This is a genomic window from Actinoplanes sp. NPDC051494 (assembly GCF_044454705.1).
Lineage (GTDB): Bacteria > Actinomycetota > Actinomycetes > Mycobacteriales > Micromonosporaceae > Actinoplanes.
Map to the genome: position 1 here is coordinate 207944 of NZ_JBITDZ010000006.1, position 18438 is coordinate 226381.

The window sequence follows — 18438 nt, forward strand, 5'->3', positions numbered from 1 at the left end:
TCACTTCGAGAGGCACCACCGTGATCCGTGAACGGGCTTACCCCGTCGACCCCTGGCACATCCGGGAGACCCGGCTGGACCTGGATCTGCTGGCCCAGTCAGAGTCGGTCTTCGCGTTGGCCAACGGCCACATCGGCATCCGTGGGAACCTGGACGAGGGTGAGCCGCACGGCCTGCCCGGCACCTACCTCAACTCGTTCTACGAGCTGCGGCCGCTGCCGTACGCCGAGGCCGGGTACGGCTTCCCCGAGTCCGGCCAGACGATGGTCAACGTCACCAACGCCAAGCTCATGCGGCTGCTCGTCGACGACGAGCCGTTCGACGTGCGCTACGGCGAGCTGCGTTCCCACCAGCGCTCCCTCGACCTGCGGGCCGGCACGCTCGAACGCATCGTCGAATGGGTGTCCCCGTCCGGCCAGGCGATCCGGGTCCGGACCGTCCGCATGGTGTCGTTCACCCAGCGCGCCGTCGTCGCGTTCCTGTACGAGGTGGAACCACTCGACTCCACCGCCCGGCTCATCCTGCAGTCCGAACTGGTCGCCAACGAGCAGCTCCCGGTCAGCAGCAAGGACCCGCGCGTCGCGGCCGTCCTCGACCACCCGCTCGAGGCCGAGGAGATGCTGGAGCAGCGCACCGGCGGCCTGCTCGTGCACCGCACCAAGGCCAGTGACCTGCGCATGGCCGCGGCCATGGAGCACCTGGTCGAGGCGCCCGGCAAGCACGCGGTGACGACCGAGGGCCACCCGGACTGGCTGCGCACCACCGTCGCCTGCAAGCTCGAGCCGGGGCAGAAGCTGCGGGTCGTCAAGCTGGCCGCGTACGGCTGGTCCAGCAACCGTTCTCTGCCCGCCGTGCGCGACCAGGTCGGCGCGGCCCTCGCCAGCGCCCGCCTGGACGGCTGGGAGGGCCTGCTCGAGGCCCAGCGGGAATATCTCGACGAGTTCTGGGACCACTCCGACGTCAAGGTCGAGGGCGACCCCGAGGTGCAGCAGGCGGTCCGTTTCGGACTCTTCCACACCCTGCAGGCCGGTGCCCGCGCCGAGCAGCGCCCGATCGGCTCCAAGGGTCTGTCCGGCCCCGGCTACGACGGCCACACGTTCTGGGACGCCGAGACGTTCGTGCTCCCGGCCCTGACGTACACCCAGCCCAGCGCCGCGGCGGACGTCCTGCGCTGGCGCCACTCGACGCTGGACCTCGCCCGGGAGCGCGCCCAGACGCTCGGTCTGCAGGGCGCGGCGTTCCCATGGCGCACCATCCGCGGCCAGGAATGCTCCGCGTACTGGCCGGCCGGCACCGCGGGCTTCCACATCGGCGCCGACATCGCCGACGCAGTCCGCCGCTACGTCTCGGCCACCGGCGACTACGACTTCGAACGCGAGGTCGGCCTGGAGCTCCTGATCGAGACCGCCCGGCTCTGGCGCTCGCTCGGTCACCACGACCGGCACGGCCGCTTCCACATCGACGGTGTCACCGGCCCGGACGAATACACCGCGGTCGTGGACGACAACGTCTACACCAACCTGATGGCGCAGCAGAACCTGCACGCGGCGGCGGACGCGGCCAAGCGTCACCCCGACCTCGCGCGCAAACTCGGCGTCGACGACGAGGAACTCGCCTCCTGGCGCGACGCGGCCGCGGCGGTCCACATCCCCTACGACCGCGAGCTTGGGGTGCACCAGCAGTCCGAGGGCTTCACCCGGCTCGCCGAGTGGGACTTCGAGAACACCCCACCCGAGGCCTACCCGCTGCTGCTCAACTACCCCTACTTCGATCTGTACCGCAAGCAGGTCGTCAAGCAGGCCGACCTGGTCATGGCCATGTACATCCGGGGCGACGCGTTCACCCCGGAGGAGAAGGCCCGCAACTTCGCCTACTACGACGCCCGTACGGTCCGCGACTCGTCGCTGTCCGCCTGCGTCCAGGCCGTCATGGCAGCCGAGGTCGGCTTCACCGAGCTGGCCCACGACTATCTCGGCGAAGCGGCCCTCATGGACCTCCATGACCTGCACCAGAACGCCCGCGACGGTGTCCACGTGGCCTCGCTGGCCGGCTCCTGGATCGCCCTCGTGGCGGGCCTCGGCGGCATGCGCGACTACAACGGGCAGCTCTCCTTCGCCCCGCGCCTGCCGAGCCGCATCAACGCCCTCGAGTTCTCCCTGCTCTGGCGCGGTCTGCGACTCCGGGTCGAGGTCACCCCGCAGGAGGTCACCTACTCGCTGCGCAACGGCGGCGGCTCGGCCCGCCTCGACCTGCTGCACCACGGCAAGGGAGTAACGGTCACCCAGGTCAAGCCGGTGGTCCTGCAGATCCCGCCGCCGCTACCGACCGGGCCGGTCCCCACACAGCCCGCCGGTCGCGCGCCGGTCCGTAGGGCGGCGACGCTTTAAAGATCCATGTCGTAGCTCGGTGGGGGGTGACGGACCGTCGCTCCCGCCGAGGACGGGCCGGGGCCCAGCATTCGCTGGCCCTGGCCCTTCTTTGTGCGTGAGTGGGGTAAACCGGGCCCGGGGTGCAGGGGGCCTGAGCTGCTGGCGCATCGGGCTGGGCTCTTTGCCGGTGAGCAGCGGATGGTTTTCGGAGCTACCACGTTTCGGGAGTCCGCCCAGATCATGGCTCTGGGCATCGACCCGAATCCGCTTGATGAGTGGTATGTCCGGTTGATGGAGATGCCTGCCACGGTGATCTCGTCGACGTTGGAGGACACGTTCGGGTGGCCGGACGCGACCATCGTGAGCGGTGACGCGGTGGATGTGGTCGCGCGGCTCAAGGCGGAGTCGGATGTGCCGTTGCGGTCGCCGGCCAGTTTGTCGCTGAACTGGGCATTGATGGCCGCCGGTCTCGTGGACCGGGTGCAGGTGACGATTTTCCCGGTCATCTCCGGGCGGACCGGGACCAGCCCGATCCTCGGGGGTGCGGGGGATTTCGACCTCGAGCTGCTGGAGAGCCGCACGCTGGACGGTCACACGCAGGAGCTGGTCTATCGGCCGGCCGCGCGGGTGGCCAAGAACCTCGGGGCCATCTCGCAGTAGCTGTCGGTGAGGAGTTCGGCGATCTCGGTCCAGTCGGTGTCGTCGCCGAGCCGGGCGCCGGCGACGTTGCGGCCCCAGTCGGCGCGGAAGAACGGTCCGTCGCCGGCGGTCAGGCCCAAGAGGTCGTCGGCGGGCACGCGGAACGTCATCATGGTCGGCGACATGCCGTCGACCAGGTGCTGGGCGTAGACCTTGTGACGCGCGGGGTCGGGCACGTAGACATGGGCGAACGTCCGCTTGCGGATCCGCCAGCGGACGCCGATCCAGGCCGGTTCCTCGTACGTCTCCGGCAGGTCCCCGCAGATCGGTCGCAGCCGGTCGAGGATCTCCGGTGGCACATCTCCAGGGCCGGACATGGCCCGACAATACCGGCCGCCGACGGCCCTCAGCGCGCTTGACCGAGCAGCAGCACGATGGTTTCCCGCACCGCCGGGTCCGGCTCGGCCCGCAGATGGTCGCCGAGGACCCGCCGCCGGTGCGGGGGAAGCTCTCCCCAGAGGGCGCGGGGAGACATGAGGACGGCCGCGAGCGACCGCACGCCGGCCTCGCGGTCGGTGAGCGCGGCGGACAGCAGGTCACGGCCGCGTTCGCCCTGGGCGGCCAGCGCCCGCAGGATCATCTCCCGGACGGCCGCATCCGGTTCCGTCGACAACGCCCCGACCAGCACCTCGGGCAGCCCCGCACCCGGCGCCGGATACGTGATGAACGTGCAGGCCGCAGCACGCCGCCGGGCCGCCAGCGGATCCTCACGCAGCGTCGCCACCAGCGCAGCCTCGTCGCCCGCCATCTGGTTCGGGAACCAGGTCAGATCACGGTGACCGGTGAGCACAAAATCCAGCCACCGCTCGTACCAGGCAAGAAAGCCGGGGTCGGAGTAAAAACGCGGCGCGAAGCACCCATCGGCGTTGACCTCGACGAGCCGCCCCCGGTCAGGACCGCTGACCACGAGCAGGGTGTAGTCACTGCACCCGCCGTGGACGACCGTGATCGCCCCGGAGAAACCCGCGACCGGGCGGAGCCACGTCGCCATGGGCAATAGGCCATATTGCGGCCCGGACCCGCCGTGGCCGATCTGGGTGACGAACTCGCGGAACTCCGCCGGTAGCCGGACACCGAGCTGATCCTCGAAGCCTGACAATTCCCGCTCGGTCAGCGGAGGGCCGAGCACGGCCCGTTCCGTCGAAGGTAAAGCTACGATCTTGGCCCTGATCCGGGCGATCCCGCCGTCCACAGCAACTTCGTTCACGAGAAGGTCGTGGTCGGCCATAATGATCCGCCATGGACCTGGACGACTACCAGCGGGGCGCTCTGCGCACCGCCGCCCCGCGAGACCGCCGTAACGAGCTGCTGCACCTGGTGCTCGGCCTGGTCGGCGAGTCCGGCGAGGTGGCCGAGAAGTTCAAGAAGTGGGTCCGGGACCAAGACAGCGACGAATCCCGACTGGACCGGGCCGGCATAGCCAAAGAACTGGGCGACGTCCTCTGGTACGTAGCCGTCCTGGCCGACTACCTGGACCTGTCCCTGGACGACATAGCCACCACCAACCTGGCCAAACTGGCCAGCCGCCAAACCCGAGGCCGCCTGTCCGGCAGCGGCGACAACCGCTGACCCAGGGTGAAACAGCCCGGCCCCCACTCCGCGAGCAAGCAAGCGAAGCAGGGGCCGGGTCAGCACACGAAGAGACGCCTAGAGCATCGACACGTGCACGTGGTCGGTGTGATCACTGGGCCCGTGATAAGACTTCCACCCGGTGACCGGGAACCAGATCATCTTGTTCCAGATGACGTACAGAATGCCCAGGTTGTCCGCGTTACGAACGAGGAACGCCATGAGGTTGTTGCCGTACTCACGGGTGTCCTGGTTGTGCCACGGCGCGAACCCCGACTTCTGCAGGGACCAGTCGCAGGCCCGGCCCTTGGGATGTTCGAACGGCCCGCCGTTGCGGTGACATCCGACAAACCGATTGAATCCGGCCTTCTTCACTTCTTTGTACATATGCAAGGTCCGGGCCGTGATGCAGCCGCTGGTCGTCGGGTCGGTGACGCTGCAGGATTCGCCGGCGAAGTCGCCGTCCGCGTCGCGGGGGGCCGGGGCCGCCTCGTCGCTCTTGGCGTTGACGAAGCCGCCGGTGACCGTGTCGCCGCCGACGAGGTTGAGGGCCTTCTCGGCCGACTTCTTCTGCTTCTCCATCGCGACGAGGTTCTGCTTCTGCGACTTGACCTCTTGGTCGAGCTGCGCCTTCTTGGTGGCGACCTCGTTGATGGCCTCGTCGAGTTCGTGCAGCTTGTGGTCGTTCCTGGAGTTGATCTCCTCGAGGGAGATGGCCTTGTCCAGGAACAGGCCGGGGGAGCTCGCGTTGAGCAGGAAGCCCATCGTGGTCACGCCGCCGGTGCGGTACTGCTGGGCGGCGACCGCGCCCACCTGGGGCAGCAGGGCGTCGCGCTTGTCCTCGGCGGCCTTCACCTGCACGGTGAGGGTGGCCTGGGCCTTGGTCGACTTCTTGACCGCGGTCTTGGCCTGCATGTATCGCCGGCCGGTGCTGTCGAGCAGGTCGTTGAGTTGCGGGTTGTCGTCGCCGTCGTCCGCGGTGGTCTCCCCGCCCGGGGCGGCGCTAGCGGGTGCGCCGGGCGTGACGACCATGGTCACCGCGACTAGCGAGGCCAGGGCGAGAACGAGCCACCGGCTGGGTCGTGCCGTCATCCATGTTCCTTCCACGTTGCCGCCTACCGAGTTAGCTGACGGGTTCGGGACGGAAGCGATCCCTACCGCTGATGGGGGTCAGCGGATTCACCCCAATTACCTGGTGGTTCCCCGGTTCGTCGCGTGACGATTGAGCGGTGGTCCGCCGGCGCCTTTGGGGCGGCACCTTCTTGGCACGACCGGCGGAAAGCTTACCTGAACTCCGTCGGCCCTTCAGTGCTCGCGACCCCGGCAAAACTGTTACGGCGCAACGACTTTACGTGACCACTCGTTGGGCTGACGCAGGTCAGGGCCCGTAACGGCACATCAAAGTGAGTCGTTGCATTCTCTCCGTAGTCATTTCACGGAATGTGTTCGCACGACCGCGCTGAGTACGACGACTGTCAATACTGGAAATCGATGGGTAGTGTTCGTCACGGTTCCATCACGGAGCCGCCGCCTAATCGCCGCGAGGCGAGCCGGGGACCCACCAGGTAATTGGGGTGAATCCGCTGACCCTTATCAGCGGTAGGGGCCACTTCCGTCCCGAACCCGTCAGCTAACTCGGTCGGCGGCCGACGGAAGGAACGTACGTTGAGGGTCGACCCTGTCCGCAGGCGATTAGCGACCGTTCTGGCGCTGCTCGTCGCGACCACCGGACTGGCGCTGGCCGGTCCGGGCGCGGCCTTCGCCGCGCCGCCACCGCTGGCCGCGCCGGGGGATTCCGGTGACGACGGCGAGGGCGGTTCCAAGTCGCTGACCGATCAGCTCGAGGACGCCTCGAAGGGCTTCGTGGAGGCCCAGGAGACGCTCGAGGGTTCCAGGAAGCGGCAGCAGACGCTGGTCACCAAGCTCAAGGAGCTCGATACCGAGCTCGGCCCGCGGCAGGCGGCACTGGACGACATCGTCCGGCAGTCGTACCAGCGGGGCCGGCTGGGGCCGATGGGCGCGCTGCTCACCGCGTCGTCGACCGGCACGATGATGGACCGGGCGGAGACGCTGGAGACGATCGCGGTCAAGCAGGACCGCGCGGTCCGGGACCTCAAGGACGCGAAGACCCAGCAGGAGCAGGCGAAGACCGCGATCGACGTCGAGATCCGCAAGCAGCAGGCGCAGGTCACGGTCATGGCCAAGCGCAAGACGCAGGCCGAGAACGCGTTGAAGACGCACAACGCCAAGGTTGCCGCCGCCAACGCGGCGAAAGCGGTCGCCGAGACCGGCAGCAGCCCGGCGGGCAACAGTTCGACGGCCGAGTCGGCGCCCCGCAACTCCGACGGTTCGCTGGTGTCGGAGTCGTGCAGCATCGACGATCCGACCTCGGGTGGCTGCATCACCCCGCGCACCCTGCACGCGATGAAGCAGGCGCAGGCGGCCGGCTTCACCCGCTTCGTGGCCTGCTTCCGCACCCAGAACAGCGGTGAGCACCCCAAGGGACGGGCCTGCGACTTCGCCGCCGACAAGACCGGCTTCGGCGGGGTGGCCACCGGCAGCAGCAAGACGTACGGCAACAACCTGGCCGACTATTTCATCGACAACTCGAGCCGGCTCGGGGTGTTGTACGTGATCTGGTTCAACCGGATCTGGTTGCCGAGCAGTGGCTGGAAGGCGTACTCCGGAGGTAACGGCGACCCGTCCAGCGACCACACGAACCACGTGCACCTATCTATGAGATAGGTCACAGCGAAGGGAAAGGGGGCGGCCACCGGCCGCCCCCTTTTCTCACTTCTTGACGTACGCCTCGTATTCCTTCATGACCTGGTCGGTCGGGCCGTCCGCGCGGATCAGGCCGGACTCCAGCCAGATCGAGCGCTCACAGGTGTCCCGGATCGACTGCTCGCTGTGGCTGACCAGGAAGACCGTGCCGGCCTCGGCGCGCAGGTCGCGGACCCGCTGCTCGCTGCGCTTGCGGAACTTCGCATCACCGGTGGCCAGCGCCTCGTCGATCAGCAGCACGTCGTGCTTCTTGGCCGCGGAGATCGAGAAGCGCAGCCGGGCCGCCATGCCGGAGGAGTACGTCCGCATCGGCAGCGAGCTGAAGTCGCCGCGCTCGTTGATCCCGGAGAAGTCGATGATCTCCTTGACCTTGGGCTTCACCTCGGCCGGGGACATCCCCATCGCGAGGCAGCCGAGCACCACGTTGCGCTCGCCGGGCAGGTCGTTCATCAGCGCCGCGTTGACACCGAGCAGCGACGGCTGACCGGAGGCGAAGATCGCGCCGCGCTCCACCGGGAGCAGGCCGGCGATCGCCCGCAGCAGTGTCGACTTGCCGGAGCCGTTGGTGCCGATCAGGCCGATCGCCTCGCCCTTGTACGCGACGAAGCTGACCCCCTTGATCGCATGCACCTCGCGCAGCGTGGCGGGCTTGGTGCCGGTGACGATCCGTTTGAAGCCGGCCAGCGGGCTGGAGGCGCCGCCGGCCTGCTGCACCCGGTAGACGACGTGGGCGTCGTCGACGATGACGGTGGGTTCGCGCTCGTCAGCCACGGCCGTAGCCCTTCTCTCCGCGCCAGAAGTAGATGTATCCGCCGATCCCGGCGACCAGGGTCCAGCTGATGGCCTCGACCCAGAGCACCCAGGGTGCGGACGCCAGGTGGACCTCCTCGAGCAGCGCGTGGCGCATCAGCTCGATGAAGACCAGCAGCGGGTTCGCCTCGACGACGTTGAGCAGCCACTTGTTCTGCTGCAGGAAGTCGGCCTCGGAGAACTTGGTGACCGGGTAGAGCACCGCTGAGCCGTACATCCAGAAGCGCATGATGAACGGGATCAGCTGCTTGAAGTCGGCGACCTTGGAGCCGAGCCGGGCGACGAACATCGCGAGGCCGGCGTTGAACACCGACTGGAGCAGGAAGATCGGCACCACGAGCAGCCACTGCAGGGTGATCGGCTCGCCGAAGCCCAGCACGATCGCCATCAGCACGACCATCGAGACCATCATGTTGCGGATCTCGACGGTGGTGATCGCGAGCGGCAGCGCGGCGCGGGGGAAGTGCAGCGCCCGGATCAGCCCGAGGTTGCCGCTGATCGCCTGGATGCCGGCCTGCACCGTCGACTGGGTGAAGCCGAAGATGAAGACACCGATGCAGAGGTACGCGACGAAGTTCTCGATGCCGCGCTGGGTGTCGAGGATCTTGCCGAAGATCACGTAATACACCGCGGCGTTGATCAGCGGTGTCAGCACCTGCCAGATCGCGCCGAGCCGGGTCTTGCCCAGCGACGAGGTGACCTTGGCGTTGGCGTAATAGGCGATGAAGTGCCTGTACGACCAAAGTTTGCGGGTGTATTCGGGCAGCGTGGGCAGTCTGCCCGCCACTCCCAGGCCGTGCCGACGGGCCAGCTCGCTCAGGGGGATGCTGGTGTCGGAATCGGCGACCGCCGTCTGTGACATGGGGTGGCGCTCCGATCTGGTCGGTCCGTCCGGGGGCAGGGACCTGGGTGACTTGCGCGGGAACACAGTAGTAAGTGTGCCGCGTCAGAACGACAGCGTATCGACGTCAGGGAAGAATTTATCTGACCGGACGTCGCAACGCAACCGTTGCGTCGTCGCGTATAGTTTCTTGCCGTGGCAGCCACGAAACGCGCACCCGCCGGAGCGGCGGTGCTCCGCGGTGACATCACCGCGGCGATCCGGAACGCCGTCATGCACGAACTCGCCGAGGTCGGTTACGGCCGACTCTCCATCGAGGCGGTGGCGCGCCGGGCCGGGGTCGGCAAGACGGCCGTCTATCGCCGGTGGAGCAACAAACTGGAGATGGTGCTCGAGATCGTTTCCGGCGTGGCGGAGCGTAGCGTGCCCATGCCCGACACCGGAAGCTTCGAGTCGGACCTCCAACTATTGACGTTCATCGTGAGCAAGGCGTTGCAGCACCGCATCGCCTCTCAGATCATCCCGGACCTGATGGCCGAGGCCGCCCGGAACCCGAAGATCGCCGAAACCCTGAACAAAGCGCTCAGCAAGCACCAGCGCGCGGTCGGCGAGACGATCGTCGGCCAGGCCGTCGCCCGCGGCGAGCTGCCCGCGGGCACCGATCCCGAGATGGCCGTCGACCTGATGCTCGGGCCGCTGTACTGGCGGCTGGCCGTGCTGCGGACCCCGATCGACGACGACTACCTGGAGAAGCTGTCCGCCTCGGTTACCGCTGCGCTGCGAGCGGGCTCGCCGGCTCAGTGATCCCCACGGTGATCAGCTCGGCGGTCATCGGGCGGGCGAAATGGAAGCCCTGGGCCCGTACATAGCCAAGGTCGACCAGCTTCTCCGCCTGCGCCGAGGTCTCCACCCCCTCCGCGACCGCCTCGACGCCCATCGCCCGCGCCAGCTGCAGCACCGCGCCGGCGATGGCGTCGGGTCCGGGCACCGGGGCGAACGAGCGGTCCAGCTTGATCTGGTCCACCGGGCAGTTCGCCAGCAGGCTGAGCGTGGACGCGCCGGTGCCGAAATCGTCCAGCGACAGCCGTACGCCCATCGCGTGCAACGCCCGCAGCGTCTCGTGGGTCGTCCCGCCGCCGATCGCGGTTGACTCGGTGATCTCGATGGTCAGCCGGCGAGGTTCCAGGCCGCTGTCGCGCAGGGCGGCGGCGACCTCGTCGGCGAAGTCGGTGTTCTGCAGCTGGCGGGCCGACACGTTGACCGCCATCGTGCCGGGCGCCTCCGGGCCGAGCTCGGTGACCCAGGCCGCCGCCTGCCGGCAGGCCTCGCGCAGCACCCAGGTGCCGAGCGGCACGATCATGCCGGTCATCTCGGCGCCGGGGATGAAGTCGGCCGGGCTGAGCAGCCCACGCTTCGGGTGCATCCAGCGCACCAGGGCCTCCACCCCGGTGAGCCGGCCGTCGGGCAGGCTCACCACCGGCTGGTAGTGCAGCAGGAACTCCTGACGCTCCAGCGCGGCGGACAGCGCCTCGGTGATCCGGTGCCGTTCGGCGCCACGGGCCTCCGAACCCGGCCGGTACCGCTGGTAGCCACCCTCGCCACGCTCCTTCGCCTCGTACATGGCGATGTCGGCCTGGCGCAGCATGTTGCCCGGATCGTCGCCGCCGCGGCCGTCCACGACGCCGAAGCTCGCGCGTACGGTCAGCAGGTGCCCGTCGATGTCGACCGGCATGGCGAGCGTGTCGGCGATCCGCTCCAGGACCCGGTCGACGTCGCCGCCGCCGAGCCCCTCGAACAGGATCGCGAACTCGTCGCCACCCAGCCGCGCCACGGTGTCGGTCGGGCGGACCGCCGCGAGCATCCGCTCCGAGACCGCGACCAGCAGATCGTCGCCGACCGCGTGGCCCAGGGTGTCGTTGACCGTCTTGAAGTCGTCCAGGTCGACCAGCACGATGCTGATCGGCTGCTCGGCCCGGGCCCGGCGGACCGCGGCGTCGACCCGGTCGCCGAACAGCGCCCGGTTGGCGAGCCCGGTCAGCACGTCGTGCGACGCCTCGTAGCTCAGCCGCTCGTGGGCCTCGACCGTCTCGGTGACGTCGCGGGAGTTGCTGACGATGCCGTGCACGCTGGGCTCGTGGAGCAGGTTCGCACTGGTGATCTCCAGCATCCGGTACGTACCGTCGGCGTGCGCCACCCGGATCTGGTAGGTGATGGTCGCACCGTCCTCGGCCGTGATCGTGGCGAGTTGCTGTTGGATGTGATCCAGGTCCTCGGGGTGCACCCGGTCGAAGAAGCTGGTGCCGAGCACGTCCTCGGGGGTGGAGCCCAGCACCCGTTCCACGGCCGGGCTGCAGTACGACGCCGTGCCGTCGATCCGGCTGATGGTGATGACGTCACTGGTGTTCTGCACGAGCAGCCGGAACCGCTGCTCCTTCAGGGCCAGCTCGATGATGGTGGCGTCGAGCCGGTCGAGGAGCTGCTCGTTCTCCCGCATCGCGGCGAGCTGCCGGGTGATCACCAGCGCGGTGAGCACCACGGCGGCCACGGCGATCGGCAGCACCCCGTCGCGGCCCTGGATGAGCACCACGATGAGCAGGGCGTTGGTCGCGGCCGCGACGGCGTACGCCAGCATGCTGTAACGGCGCCGCGCCGGCGGGCGGGAGACGGCCCCGGCGGCGGCCTGCCGGGCGGCGGCGAGCACGGTCAGGAACGACCCGATCGGCATGATGACCAGGCTGGTGTCGAGATACGTCTTGCCGGCCAGCAGCGGGGTGAGGGCGGCGGCCACCGGGCCGACGAGGAACGCGGCCCGCAGCATCCGCAGGGAGCGCGCGTCGAGCGTGGCCGACGCGGTGACCGCCATCTTGGCGATCGCGATCAGCGCGACCAGGCCGGAGACGGTCAGGATGACGGCGGCGCCGACGGTGGTCCGGTGCGCGGCGTCGAACATGAGCTGGGCGGCGAAGTGCCAGAAGAAGATCGCCGCGCCGGAGACGAGGATGGCCACGTCGAGCCCGCTGGCGATGAGCTGCCCGCGGGTGGGTGCGCCCCACGGCAGGCGCAGCATCGGCCAGACGACCATCGCGGTCGCGACCGCGTGCAGCACGCTGGTGACCAGGCCGACCCGCGTGGTCATGCTGAGGTCCGCGTTGACCGCGTCGACGACCTGGCTGACCACCGAGGCGCCCAGGACACCCAGAGCGATGGCCAGCTGGCGCCAGAAGCGCCGGGCCGGTTCGGGTACGCCGGGGTCGGTGCCGGTACGCCACCCGGCGGCGGCCGCCACGGCGAGGCACACGGGGGAGAGCAGCCAGCCGAACAGCGCCGGGCCGACCGGGCCGTACACGAACACGAGCACGAACCATGCGATCGCGACGGCTGACAACGATCCGGAGATCATCGGCAGCCGCCGGTCCCACATCGTCGTGCGGGGTGCGTGGGCCATGGGGGTCCTCTCGTGCGGGTGGCTTCGATCGCACGATCGGCCCGGGTCCGGCCCGGCTGAGCGTTACCTTTAAGGAGCGGCGTTCAGCAGGTCAACTGCACTGTGTTGGCAACCGTGGTTGGTGCTGACGAACGGGCCGGCCCAGTGGCTGCCGTACGCGTCGAAGCTGTTCCGGTCGTTCGCGTACGCGGAATCCGCCTGCCGGCGCAGGTACGTGCCGTAGCCGCCGAGTGCGCCGAGTCCCCGTACGAAAGCGCCCTTGAAGGAAACGCCGTCGCCGGCGCACTGATCGGGCTCGTTGGGCTCCCGCAGGATGCCGTTGACGTTGAGATAGGTGCTGGTCGTCGCCGCGTCGGCGACCCGGCGGGCCACGGTGACCGCGTTCGCGTCGCCGGTGACCTTGTTCAGCTGCACCAGCGCGTTGATCAGCACGCCCTGGTTGTAGGTCCAGGTCACGTCGCCGTTGTTGCGGCAGGTGCCGAGATTGACGCCGTCGTTGACCAGGTTCGAGCCGTTGATCATCCCGGTGCTCTGGAACCACGACCAGCCCGCCTGGGCCCGGCCCCGATAGACGGTGTCACCGGTGAGGCGCTGCGACAGCGCCGCGTTGAGCTGGATGTACAGGCTGTTCGCGATGGCGTTCTTGACCGTACGGTCGGTCTTCCAGTAGACGCCGCCCCCGCACCGGGTGTCCCAGTACGCGAACATGTGGTCGGCGTCCGCCCGCGCGGTGTTCAGATAGCGGCTGTCCCCGGTACGGTCGTACGCGGCCACCCACGCCAGCCCCCACCACCCGGTGTCGTCGATGAACTCGTTGCGGAACTGCCCCTGCGCGGCGTTGACCTGCTTGTCGTACGTGGTCGCGATCGCATGGTCGTAGCTGTGCATCCCGCTGATCCGGCTGTTGTCGATGATCGCGGTGAGCGCGTTCGCGGACGTCCACCAGCCGTTGGTGTCGAACAGGCCGGTGCCGCGGTCGTAGCGGGTCATCAGCGCGGTAGCCGCCGCCGTGCGCCGGTCCCAGGCGTTCCAGTTGCTGCGCACCCATGCTGTGCAGACGATCTCGGGCCGGTCGCCGGCCTTCCCGCACGCCCGCAGCACCCCGACGCCCCGGGCGTTCCAGTCGTCGACGTTGAGCATGCCGGTCCGCCAGCCGCCCGAGCCGGCCGGGACGCTGGTGGTCGCCTCCTTGCTCCAGGTCCGGCCGCCGTCGAACGAGCGGTCGGCCCACACCTGGTCGCCGGCCTGTCCGCTCTCCACGGTCGCCCAGGCCATCGCGTCGGTGTCGTTCACATGGACCTTGAAGGACCGGCCGTACAGGCCGACGCTGACCGGCACCCGGTCGCCGGGCGAGAGCGCGGCGTCACGGCCGTCGCAGTAACGGTTGCAGATGGTGGCGGCCAGGGCCGCTTCCGCCGTCTGCAGCTGCAGGCCGACGGTGGCGACGACCGCGAGGGCGGCGATCCACTTCGAGGGGCGCATAACTGTTAATAAAGTACACACATCGTTAACCGTCAATGACAAAGTTCCTCAAGTGCAGCTCAAGGGCGCCGATAGGCAAGGTCCCCTGCCCGTACGGCCCCCCGGAGCACCATGCGAACCCCAAAAATCGACACCACCATCTTCGGTACGGCCGCCCTGCTGACCCTCGCGTTCGGCGGTAACGAGACCACGGTGCCGGTCATCACGCCCCACCCCGACGGCCCACCCGACGGCTTCGTCGGCTTCTGGCGCAACGAGGACGGCTCGGTCCGCCTCTGCCTCGCCGAGGACTGGTCCTTCGAGGGTCACGTCGAAGGTCGCCGCCGCACGGCCAAGGGCACCTACCACCCGAACGGCGGGGGCCTCGTGCTGCGCGACGAGTCGGGGCTGCGTACCCCCGTCACCGTCGCCGACGACGGCCTGGAGATGGCCGGTCACCTGCTGGTGCGCGCTTAAGCTTTTCGCCTTGTCCGCCGAACCGGGAAGCATGCGGCTCCGCACGATCCTGCTCCCGCTGCTGGCCGTCCCGCTGGCGGTGGGCGGCTGCAGTGTGTTCGGGATGGGCGGCTCAAAACCGGGGTCGTCCGAGGCATCAGCGACCCCGGCGCCCGGTGCCCCCTGGCAGGTGGTGGTAACCGGCAGCGCGACCCCGAGCCCGGTGGTCACGTTCAGCGGCTCCCGGGCGCCGGCGCTGCCCCCGGTCTCGTTCCTGCCCTACGACACGGAATGCACCGCCCTGAGCTGGACGGTCGACCCGGTCCTCATCCCCTTGACCGTGGTCCCGGTCGCGGGCGGCTTCAAGGTCACCTGGCCGAGGCAGTACGACTCGGACTACCGCATCACGGCGGTCAAGCAGCCCCTGATCAGCGGCAGCCAGCCCAACTACACCTGGCAGAACATCCCGGCCCCGGCCGGCTGCATCGGCACGGCCACCATCACCGGCCTGAAAAAAGGCGTCCCGTACGTGATCTGGCTCGACGCCCCCAACACCGGCTACGAACCCGACGGCACCCGCCACCCCTACAGCGGCAGATCCGGCGTCGTCTATCCCTTGTGAAACCTGGCGATGCCGCCCGGCTGGGCTGGGCCCGGGTGTGCCGGGCGGCTTCAGCTGCGGCGCCTGAGCGGAGCTCGTATTGACGTACGACTAGTTGGCGCTAAGCTAGTAGTGCGAGTCGCGGGTGGTCGGAAGCTCAAGAACGGGCAAGGGGGGACGTGGGTGCACTTTGGGTCGCAGGGATTCACCTCAGCGCCAGAGTCGCGGAGAAGATCAATTCGAAGCACGGCATCGCTTCTGCCGAGGTCCATGACGCGATCGTCTGTGTGGAGGGCCTTGAGTACGTTCACAGCCACCACGAGTTGCGGGGCTGGCGATGGCTGGTCAAGGTTGAGATCCAAGGTCGCCCGGTGCTTGTGGTCCTGTATGACTCCGATGACGCCATGGGTGACATCTACCGAGTGGGAAGTGCTTACTTCATCGACCGCTAGGCCTCACACGGCATGGGGAGGCATGATGAGTGGTATGGGTCAGGACGACGACTTCTTCGAAGAGGACGAGCGGGTCGAAGACCTTCTCGCGGAGTTTGACCGGGCAACTGAGCGGGGCAAGACGCACCGTCCGTCCAGGGGGCAGACCCGGTGGCTCACCATCCTGGGTGTGGCATTTGGCAGCGATCGTGCGACCGCGCATCGGAGCCCGAACACCCTTAATTTCTTTGCCGCCTGATGGCGTCTCCGCTGGAGATCCAACTGATCCTTTGTGACGCGGCTCAGGCCGAGCCGATTAGCGGCAAGGTTCACATGCTCGGCGCGGGCTGGTCACGAACGTTCTCCCCGGTATCACACGCCGTCGTCGTCTTGGCGAAAGTGCCGTGGGACCGGGCCAATCAGCGCATTCCGTTGATGTTGACACTGCGTGAGCAGGATGGGCCTCCGGTAGCGTTCGACACTCCCGAGGGGCGACGTGAGGTCAAGGCCGACGGTGAGATCGAGGTCGGGCGACCGGCAGGCATCCCGGCAGGTAGCCCGCTTGACGCATCTTTCGCTCTCAACGTGTCTCCGTTGCCACTCGGGCCAGGACGCTACGACTGGTTGCTTGAAGTCGGTGAAGAGACCAAGATCGCTGGATTTACTGTGATGGCTCCGCCGGGTGGTCCTTTTGCTTTCTGATTAGGTTGATCGGGCGGGACGGGATCTCCCGGCCGGCTGGCGGGATCAGGCGGCGGTGGTGTTGCGGCCGGACCATTTGGCGGCGTACAGGCGGCTGTCGGCGGCCTGGAAGAGGGCGTTGCCGGTCATGCCGGGGGTCCAGGTCGCGACGCCTACGCTGACCGTCATGTGCACGTCGGTGAGGATGTCGGCGTGGGCTACGGCCGCGCGGATTCTTTCGCCGACCTCGGCTCCCGCGGCGGCGTCGGCGTGCAGGAAGACCACGAACTCGTCGCCGGCGTAGCGGACCGCCTCGTCGCCCTGGCGGCAGTGGGCCCGCAGGATGGCGGCCACCTCGCGCAGGGCCTGGTCGCCCGCGCTGTGGGAGTAGGCGTCGTTGACCGCCTTGAAGTGGTCGAGGTCGATGAGGAGCAGTGTCAGCGGGGCGTTGGCGGTGGGGGACACCGCGTCGATCAGGACGTCGAAACGGCGGCGGTTGCCGAGGCCGGTCAGCGGGTCGCGCAGGACCAGGCGTTCCGCGACCGCCCGGGCCGCTTCGGTCTCTTCGCGCTGGCGGGCCTGGCGGAGCATGGCGAGGCGTTGCAGCCGCAGTCGCCACAGGTCGCGGACCTGGCCCTCGACCGCTTCGAAGAGGTCCCTGCTGGGCTGGCCGTCGTCGAGGTCCAGGGCGGTCAGGGCGAGCTCGAAGCGGATGATCGGGCGTTCGTCGGGTCGGGAGTCGTCCTCGGTGAGGTCCCGGGCGGCGATGAACTCGCGGCGGGCCTCCTGGGGGAAGCCGTGGGCCCGCAGGCTGATGCCGAGCGCCAGGTGGGCCATCCGGGCGTACTGATGGTGGCCGCCGTCGCGGAGTTCCATGATGACCGGGCGGGCCAGTTTCTCCGCGACCGTGGTCTCACCGAGTTTGGCCAGGGCCAGCGCGTGCGCCGCGGTGATCGTCGGGTTGGGGCAGGTCTCCAGCCAGGTGTGGGTGATCTCGGCGCTGCGGCGCAGGCGGGTGCGGGCCTCCTCGGCCCGGCCCACGTGCGCGAGCCGGATGCCCCAGTACAACAGCGTCACCGCGTGGACCAGGTCGAACGTCGAGGTGCGGTGGCGCAGGTGTTCGTACGCGGAAGCCGCCGTTTCATAGAGCTCCGCGGCGGTCGCCGCCTCGGCGAACGAGCAGAGCGCCGAGCGGTGCCGGTCGGATTCGGTGGGGGCGTCGCCGAGCAGGACGCCGGCCCGGGCCAGGTTGCGCATGCATTCGACGTAGTGGTCGCTGAGCATGTTGATCCGGGCCAGGTCGCACAGGGCCTTGGCCTCGCCGAGCACCGAACCGGCGGTGCGCTGGGCGTGCAGCAGGGTCAGGGCGAGCGGGTTCGCCTCGGTGACCCGGCCGAGCGCGAGCAGGGCGTACATCTTGCCCTGGAGCAGGAACCGGGTGGTCTTGTCGTCGCGCACCGTGCGGGCGATGACGAGGAAGGCGTCGGCGGCGGTGATGGCCTCGTGGGCCTGCCCGGTGTCGCTGAGGCGGTGCACGTGGCGGGCCAGCAGATGCAGCGGTCCGTACGCGGTGACCGGGACCGGGAGCCGCGAGATCCATTCCGCCATCACCCCAGTATCGGGACTTCACCGCTCCTGTAAATCCCGGGCCGATCCGACTGGCTCCCGAGCTGCACCCGACTTTCCCGAAGCTGCCCTGGCGGCTGTCCGAAAAGTGCTGGTGAACAGCCCGGGGAAGTGCCCAGTGGAATGGAGTGGTGCATGGCTACGAAGAGCAGTGTCCAGCAGCGTCGCAGGAGTCGTCGGCGTGCGGCTCTCGTCCTCGTTCCCACCGTAGCCGGTGTGTTCGTCGCCGGTACCGCGTTCGCGTACTGGACCGCCACCGGTGCCGGTACGGGTTCCGCGACCACCACGACCACCACGCCCATGACCGTGGCCCAGATCGGGACCGTGCCGTCCGCCATGTACCCGGGCGGTCCGGACCAGGCGATCTCCTACTCGGTGACGAACCCGGCGGCGTTCCCCCAGCAGCTCACGGCAGTCGTGGTCGCTGTCGACTCGGTCGTCACGAACCCCGGCAACGTCGCGGTCCCCACCTGCACCGCCGCGGACTTCGCCATCACCCAGCCGGCCGCGATCAACGCGGACATCCCGGCCGGCACCACGTCCTACAACTCGACGGGTGCGCTGATCCACATGAAGAACAACGCGGTCAGCCAGAACACCTGCAAGAACACCAAGGTCATCCTCAGCTTCTCGATCGCCGAATAACCCGGACGACGAATGCGGCG

Annotated in this window: 19 protein-coding genes and 2 riboswitches; of the genes, 11 read left to right on the forward strand and 8 right to left on the reverse strand. The window is 68.6% G+C overall.

Annotated features, from left to right (window positions below):
* The first annotated feature begins 20 nt into the window (after positions 1-20).
* Together ACIA6A_RS22540 and ACIA6A_RS22545 are read left to right on the forward strand one after the other, a co-directional pair.
* A complete protein-coding gene (locus tag ACIA6A_RS22540) occupies positions 21-2387 on the forward strand; it encodes a glycoside hydrolase family 65 protein (protein ID WP_396099752.1) in 2367 nt (788 codons plus the stop codon).
* Between the two features lie 93 nt (positions 2388-2480).
* A complete protein-coding gene (locus ACIA6A_RS22545) occupies positions 2481-3029 on the forward strand; it encodes a dihydrofolate reductase family protein (protein WP_396099754.1) in 549 nt (182 codons plus the stop codon).
* Here ACIA6A_RS22545 and ACIA6A_RS22550 read toward each other — a convergent pair.
* Both ACIA6A_RS22550 and ACIA6A_RS22555 read right to left on the reverse strand, forming a co-directional pair.
* Complete coding sequence (locus ACIA6A_RS22550; protein ID WP_396099756.1) at positions 2978-3385, reverse strand: MmcQ/YjbR family DNA-binding protein; 408 nt, start codon at positions 3383-3385, stop codon at positions 2978-2980. The genes ACIA6A_RS22545 and ACIA6A_RS22550 overlap by 52 nt on opposite strands.
* Before the next feature lie 29 nt (positions 3386-3414).
* Entirely contained in the window at positions 3415-4275 is an 861-nt protein-coding gene (locus ACIA6A_RS22555; RefSeq protein WP_396099757.1) for an SMI1/KNR4 family protein, read from the reverse strand.
* Positions 4276-4307: 32 nt separating this feature from the next.
* Between ACIA6A_RS22555 and ACIA6A_RS22560 the strand changes: the two genes are divergently transcribed.
* Positions 4308-4637, forward strand: coding sequence for a nucleoside triphosphate pyrophosphohydrolase family protein (locus tag ACIA6A_RS22560; RefSeq protein WP_396099758.1), 330 nt, complete (start codon positions 4308-4310; stop codon positions 4635-4637).
* 78 nt (positions 4638-4715) lie between these two features.
* On the opposite strand, the gene ACIA6A_RS22565 is transcribed toward ACIA6A_RS22560, so the two are convergent.
* Positions 4716-5729 (reverse strand): coiled-coil domain-containing protein, encoded by a 1014-nt coding sequence (locus ACIA6A_RS22565; protein WP_396099759.1) that lies wholly within the window; start codon positions 5727-5729, stop codon positions 4716-4718.
* A gap of 5 nt (positions 5730-5734) precedes the next feature.
* A riboswitch (cyclic di-AMP (ydaO/yuaA leader) is annotated at positions 5735-5876 on the reverse strand.
* A 279-nt stretch (positions 5877-6155) separates the two neighbouring features.
* A riboswitch (cyclic di-AMP (ydaO/yuaA leader) is annotated at positions 6156-6298 on the forward strand.
* Between the two features lie 4 nt (positions 6299-6302).
* Between ACIA6A_RS22565 and ACIA6A_RS22570 the strand changes: the two genes are divergently transcribed.
* Positions 6303-7382, forward strand: coding sequence for a coiled-coil domain-containing protein (locus ACIA6A_RS22570; protein WP_396099760.1), 1080 nt, complete (start codon positions 6303-6305; stop codon positions 7380-7382).
* 45 nt (positions 7383-7427) lie between these two features.
* On the opposite strand, the gene ACIA6A_RS22575 is transcribed toward ACIA6A_RS22570, so the two are convergent.
* Both ACIA6A_RS22575 and ACIA6A_RS22580 read right to left on the reverse strand, forming a co-directional pair.
* Complete coding sequence (locus tag ACIA6A_RS22575; RefSeq protein WP_396099761.1) at positions 7428-8192, reverse strand: ABC transporter ATP-binding protein; 765 nt, start codon at positions 8190-8192, stop codon at positions 7428-7430.
* A complete protein-coding gene (locus ACIA6A_RS22580; protein ID WP_396099762.1) occupies positions 8185-9093 on the reverse strand; it encodes an ABC transporter permease in 909 nt (302 codons plus the stop codon). Before ACIA6A_RS22580 ends, ACIA6A_RS22575 begins: the two co-directional genes overlap by 8 nt.
* 174 nt (positions 9094-9267) lie before the next feature.
* Here ACIA6A_RS22580 and ACIA6A_RS22585 point away from each other — a divergent pair, with 174 nt between their 5' ends.
* Positions 9268-9876 carry a TetR/AcrR family transcriptional regulator gene (locus ACIA6A_RS22585; RefSeq protein WP_396099763.1) on the forward strand — a complete coding sequence of 203 codons (609 nt, stop codon included), beginning with the start codon at positions 9268-9270 and terminating at the stop codon, positions 9874-9876.
* Here ACIA6A_RS22585 and ACIA6A_RS22590 read toward each other — a convergent pair.
* On the reverse strand, positions 9839-12517 hold the full coding sequence (locus ACIA6A_RS22590; protein WP_396099764.1) for a putative bifunctional diguanylate cyclase/phosphodiesterase: 2679 nt from the start codon (positions 12515-12517) through the stop codon (positions 9839-9841). The genes ACIA6A_RS22585 and ACIA6A_RS22590 overlap by 38 nt on opposite strands.
* Positions 12518-12586: 69 nt before the next feature.
* Positions 12587-13999: a glycoside hydrolase family 76 protein gene (locus ACIA6A_RS22595; RefSeq protein WP_396099765.1), complete on the reverse strand. Its 1413-nt coding sequence runs from the start codon at positions 13997-13999 to the stop codon at positions 12587-12589.
* A 111-nt stretch (positions 14000-14110) separates the two neighbouring features.
* Here ACIA6A_RS22595 and ACIA6A_RS22600 point away from each other — a divergent pair, with 111 nt between their 5' ends.
* The 5 genes from ACIA6A_RS22600 (at position 14111) to ACIA6A_RS22620 (ending at position 16168) form a co-directional block, all read left to right on the forward strand.
* Complete coding sequence (locus tag ACIA6A_RS22600; protein ID WP_396099766.1) at positions 14111-14455, forward strand: hypothetical protein; 345 nt, start codon at positions 14111-14113, stop codon at positions 14453-14455.
* A 10-nt stretch (positions 14456-14465) separates the two neighbouring features.
* Positions 14466-15056, forward strand: coding sequence for a hypothetical protein (locus ACIA6A_RS22605; protein ID WP_396099767.1), 591 nt, complete (start codon positions 14466-14468; stop codon positions 15054-15056).
* Between the two features lie 158 nt (positions 15057-15214).
* On the forward strand, positions 15215-15487 hold the full coding sequence (locus ACIA6A_RS22610; protein ID WP_396099768.1) for a hypothetical protein: 273 nt from the start codon (positions 15215-15217) through the stop codon (positions 15485-15487).
* A 34-nt stretch (positions 15488-15521) separates the two neighbouring features.
* Positions 15522-15725: a hypothetical protein gene (locus ACIA6A_RS22615; protein ID WP_396099769.1), complete on the forward strand. Its 204-nt coding sequence runs from the start codon at positions 15522-15524 to the stop codon at positions 15723-15725.
* Complete coding sequence (locus tag ACIA6A_RS22620; protein WP_396099770.1) at positions 15725-16168, forward strand: DUF6941 family protein; 444 nt, start codon at positions 15725-15727, stop codon at positions 16166-16168. The genes ACIA6A_RS22615 and ACIA6A_RS22620 overlap by 1 nt, the downstream gene beginning before the upstream one ends.
* A gap of 45 nt (positions 16169-16213) precedes the next feature.
* Here ACIA6A_RS22620 and ACIA6A_RS22625 read toward each other — a convergent pair whose 3' ends face one another.
* On the reverse strand, positions 16214-17755 hold the full coding sequence (locus tag ACIA6A_RS22625; RefSeq protein ID WP_396099771.1) for a GGDEF domain-containing protein: 1542 nt from the start codon (positions 17753-17755) through the stop codon (positions 16214-16216).
* 234 nt (positions 17756-17989) lie between these two features.
* On the opposite strand from ACIA6A_RS22625, the gene ACIA6A_RS22630 reads away from it, so the two are divergent.
* Positions 17990-18418: a hypothetical protein gene (locus tag ACIA6A_RS22630; protein ID WP_396099772.1), complete on the forward strand. Its 429-nt coding sequence runs from the start codon at positions 17990-17992 to the stop codon at positions 18416-18418.
* Positions 18419-18438 lie beyond the last annotated feature (20 nt).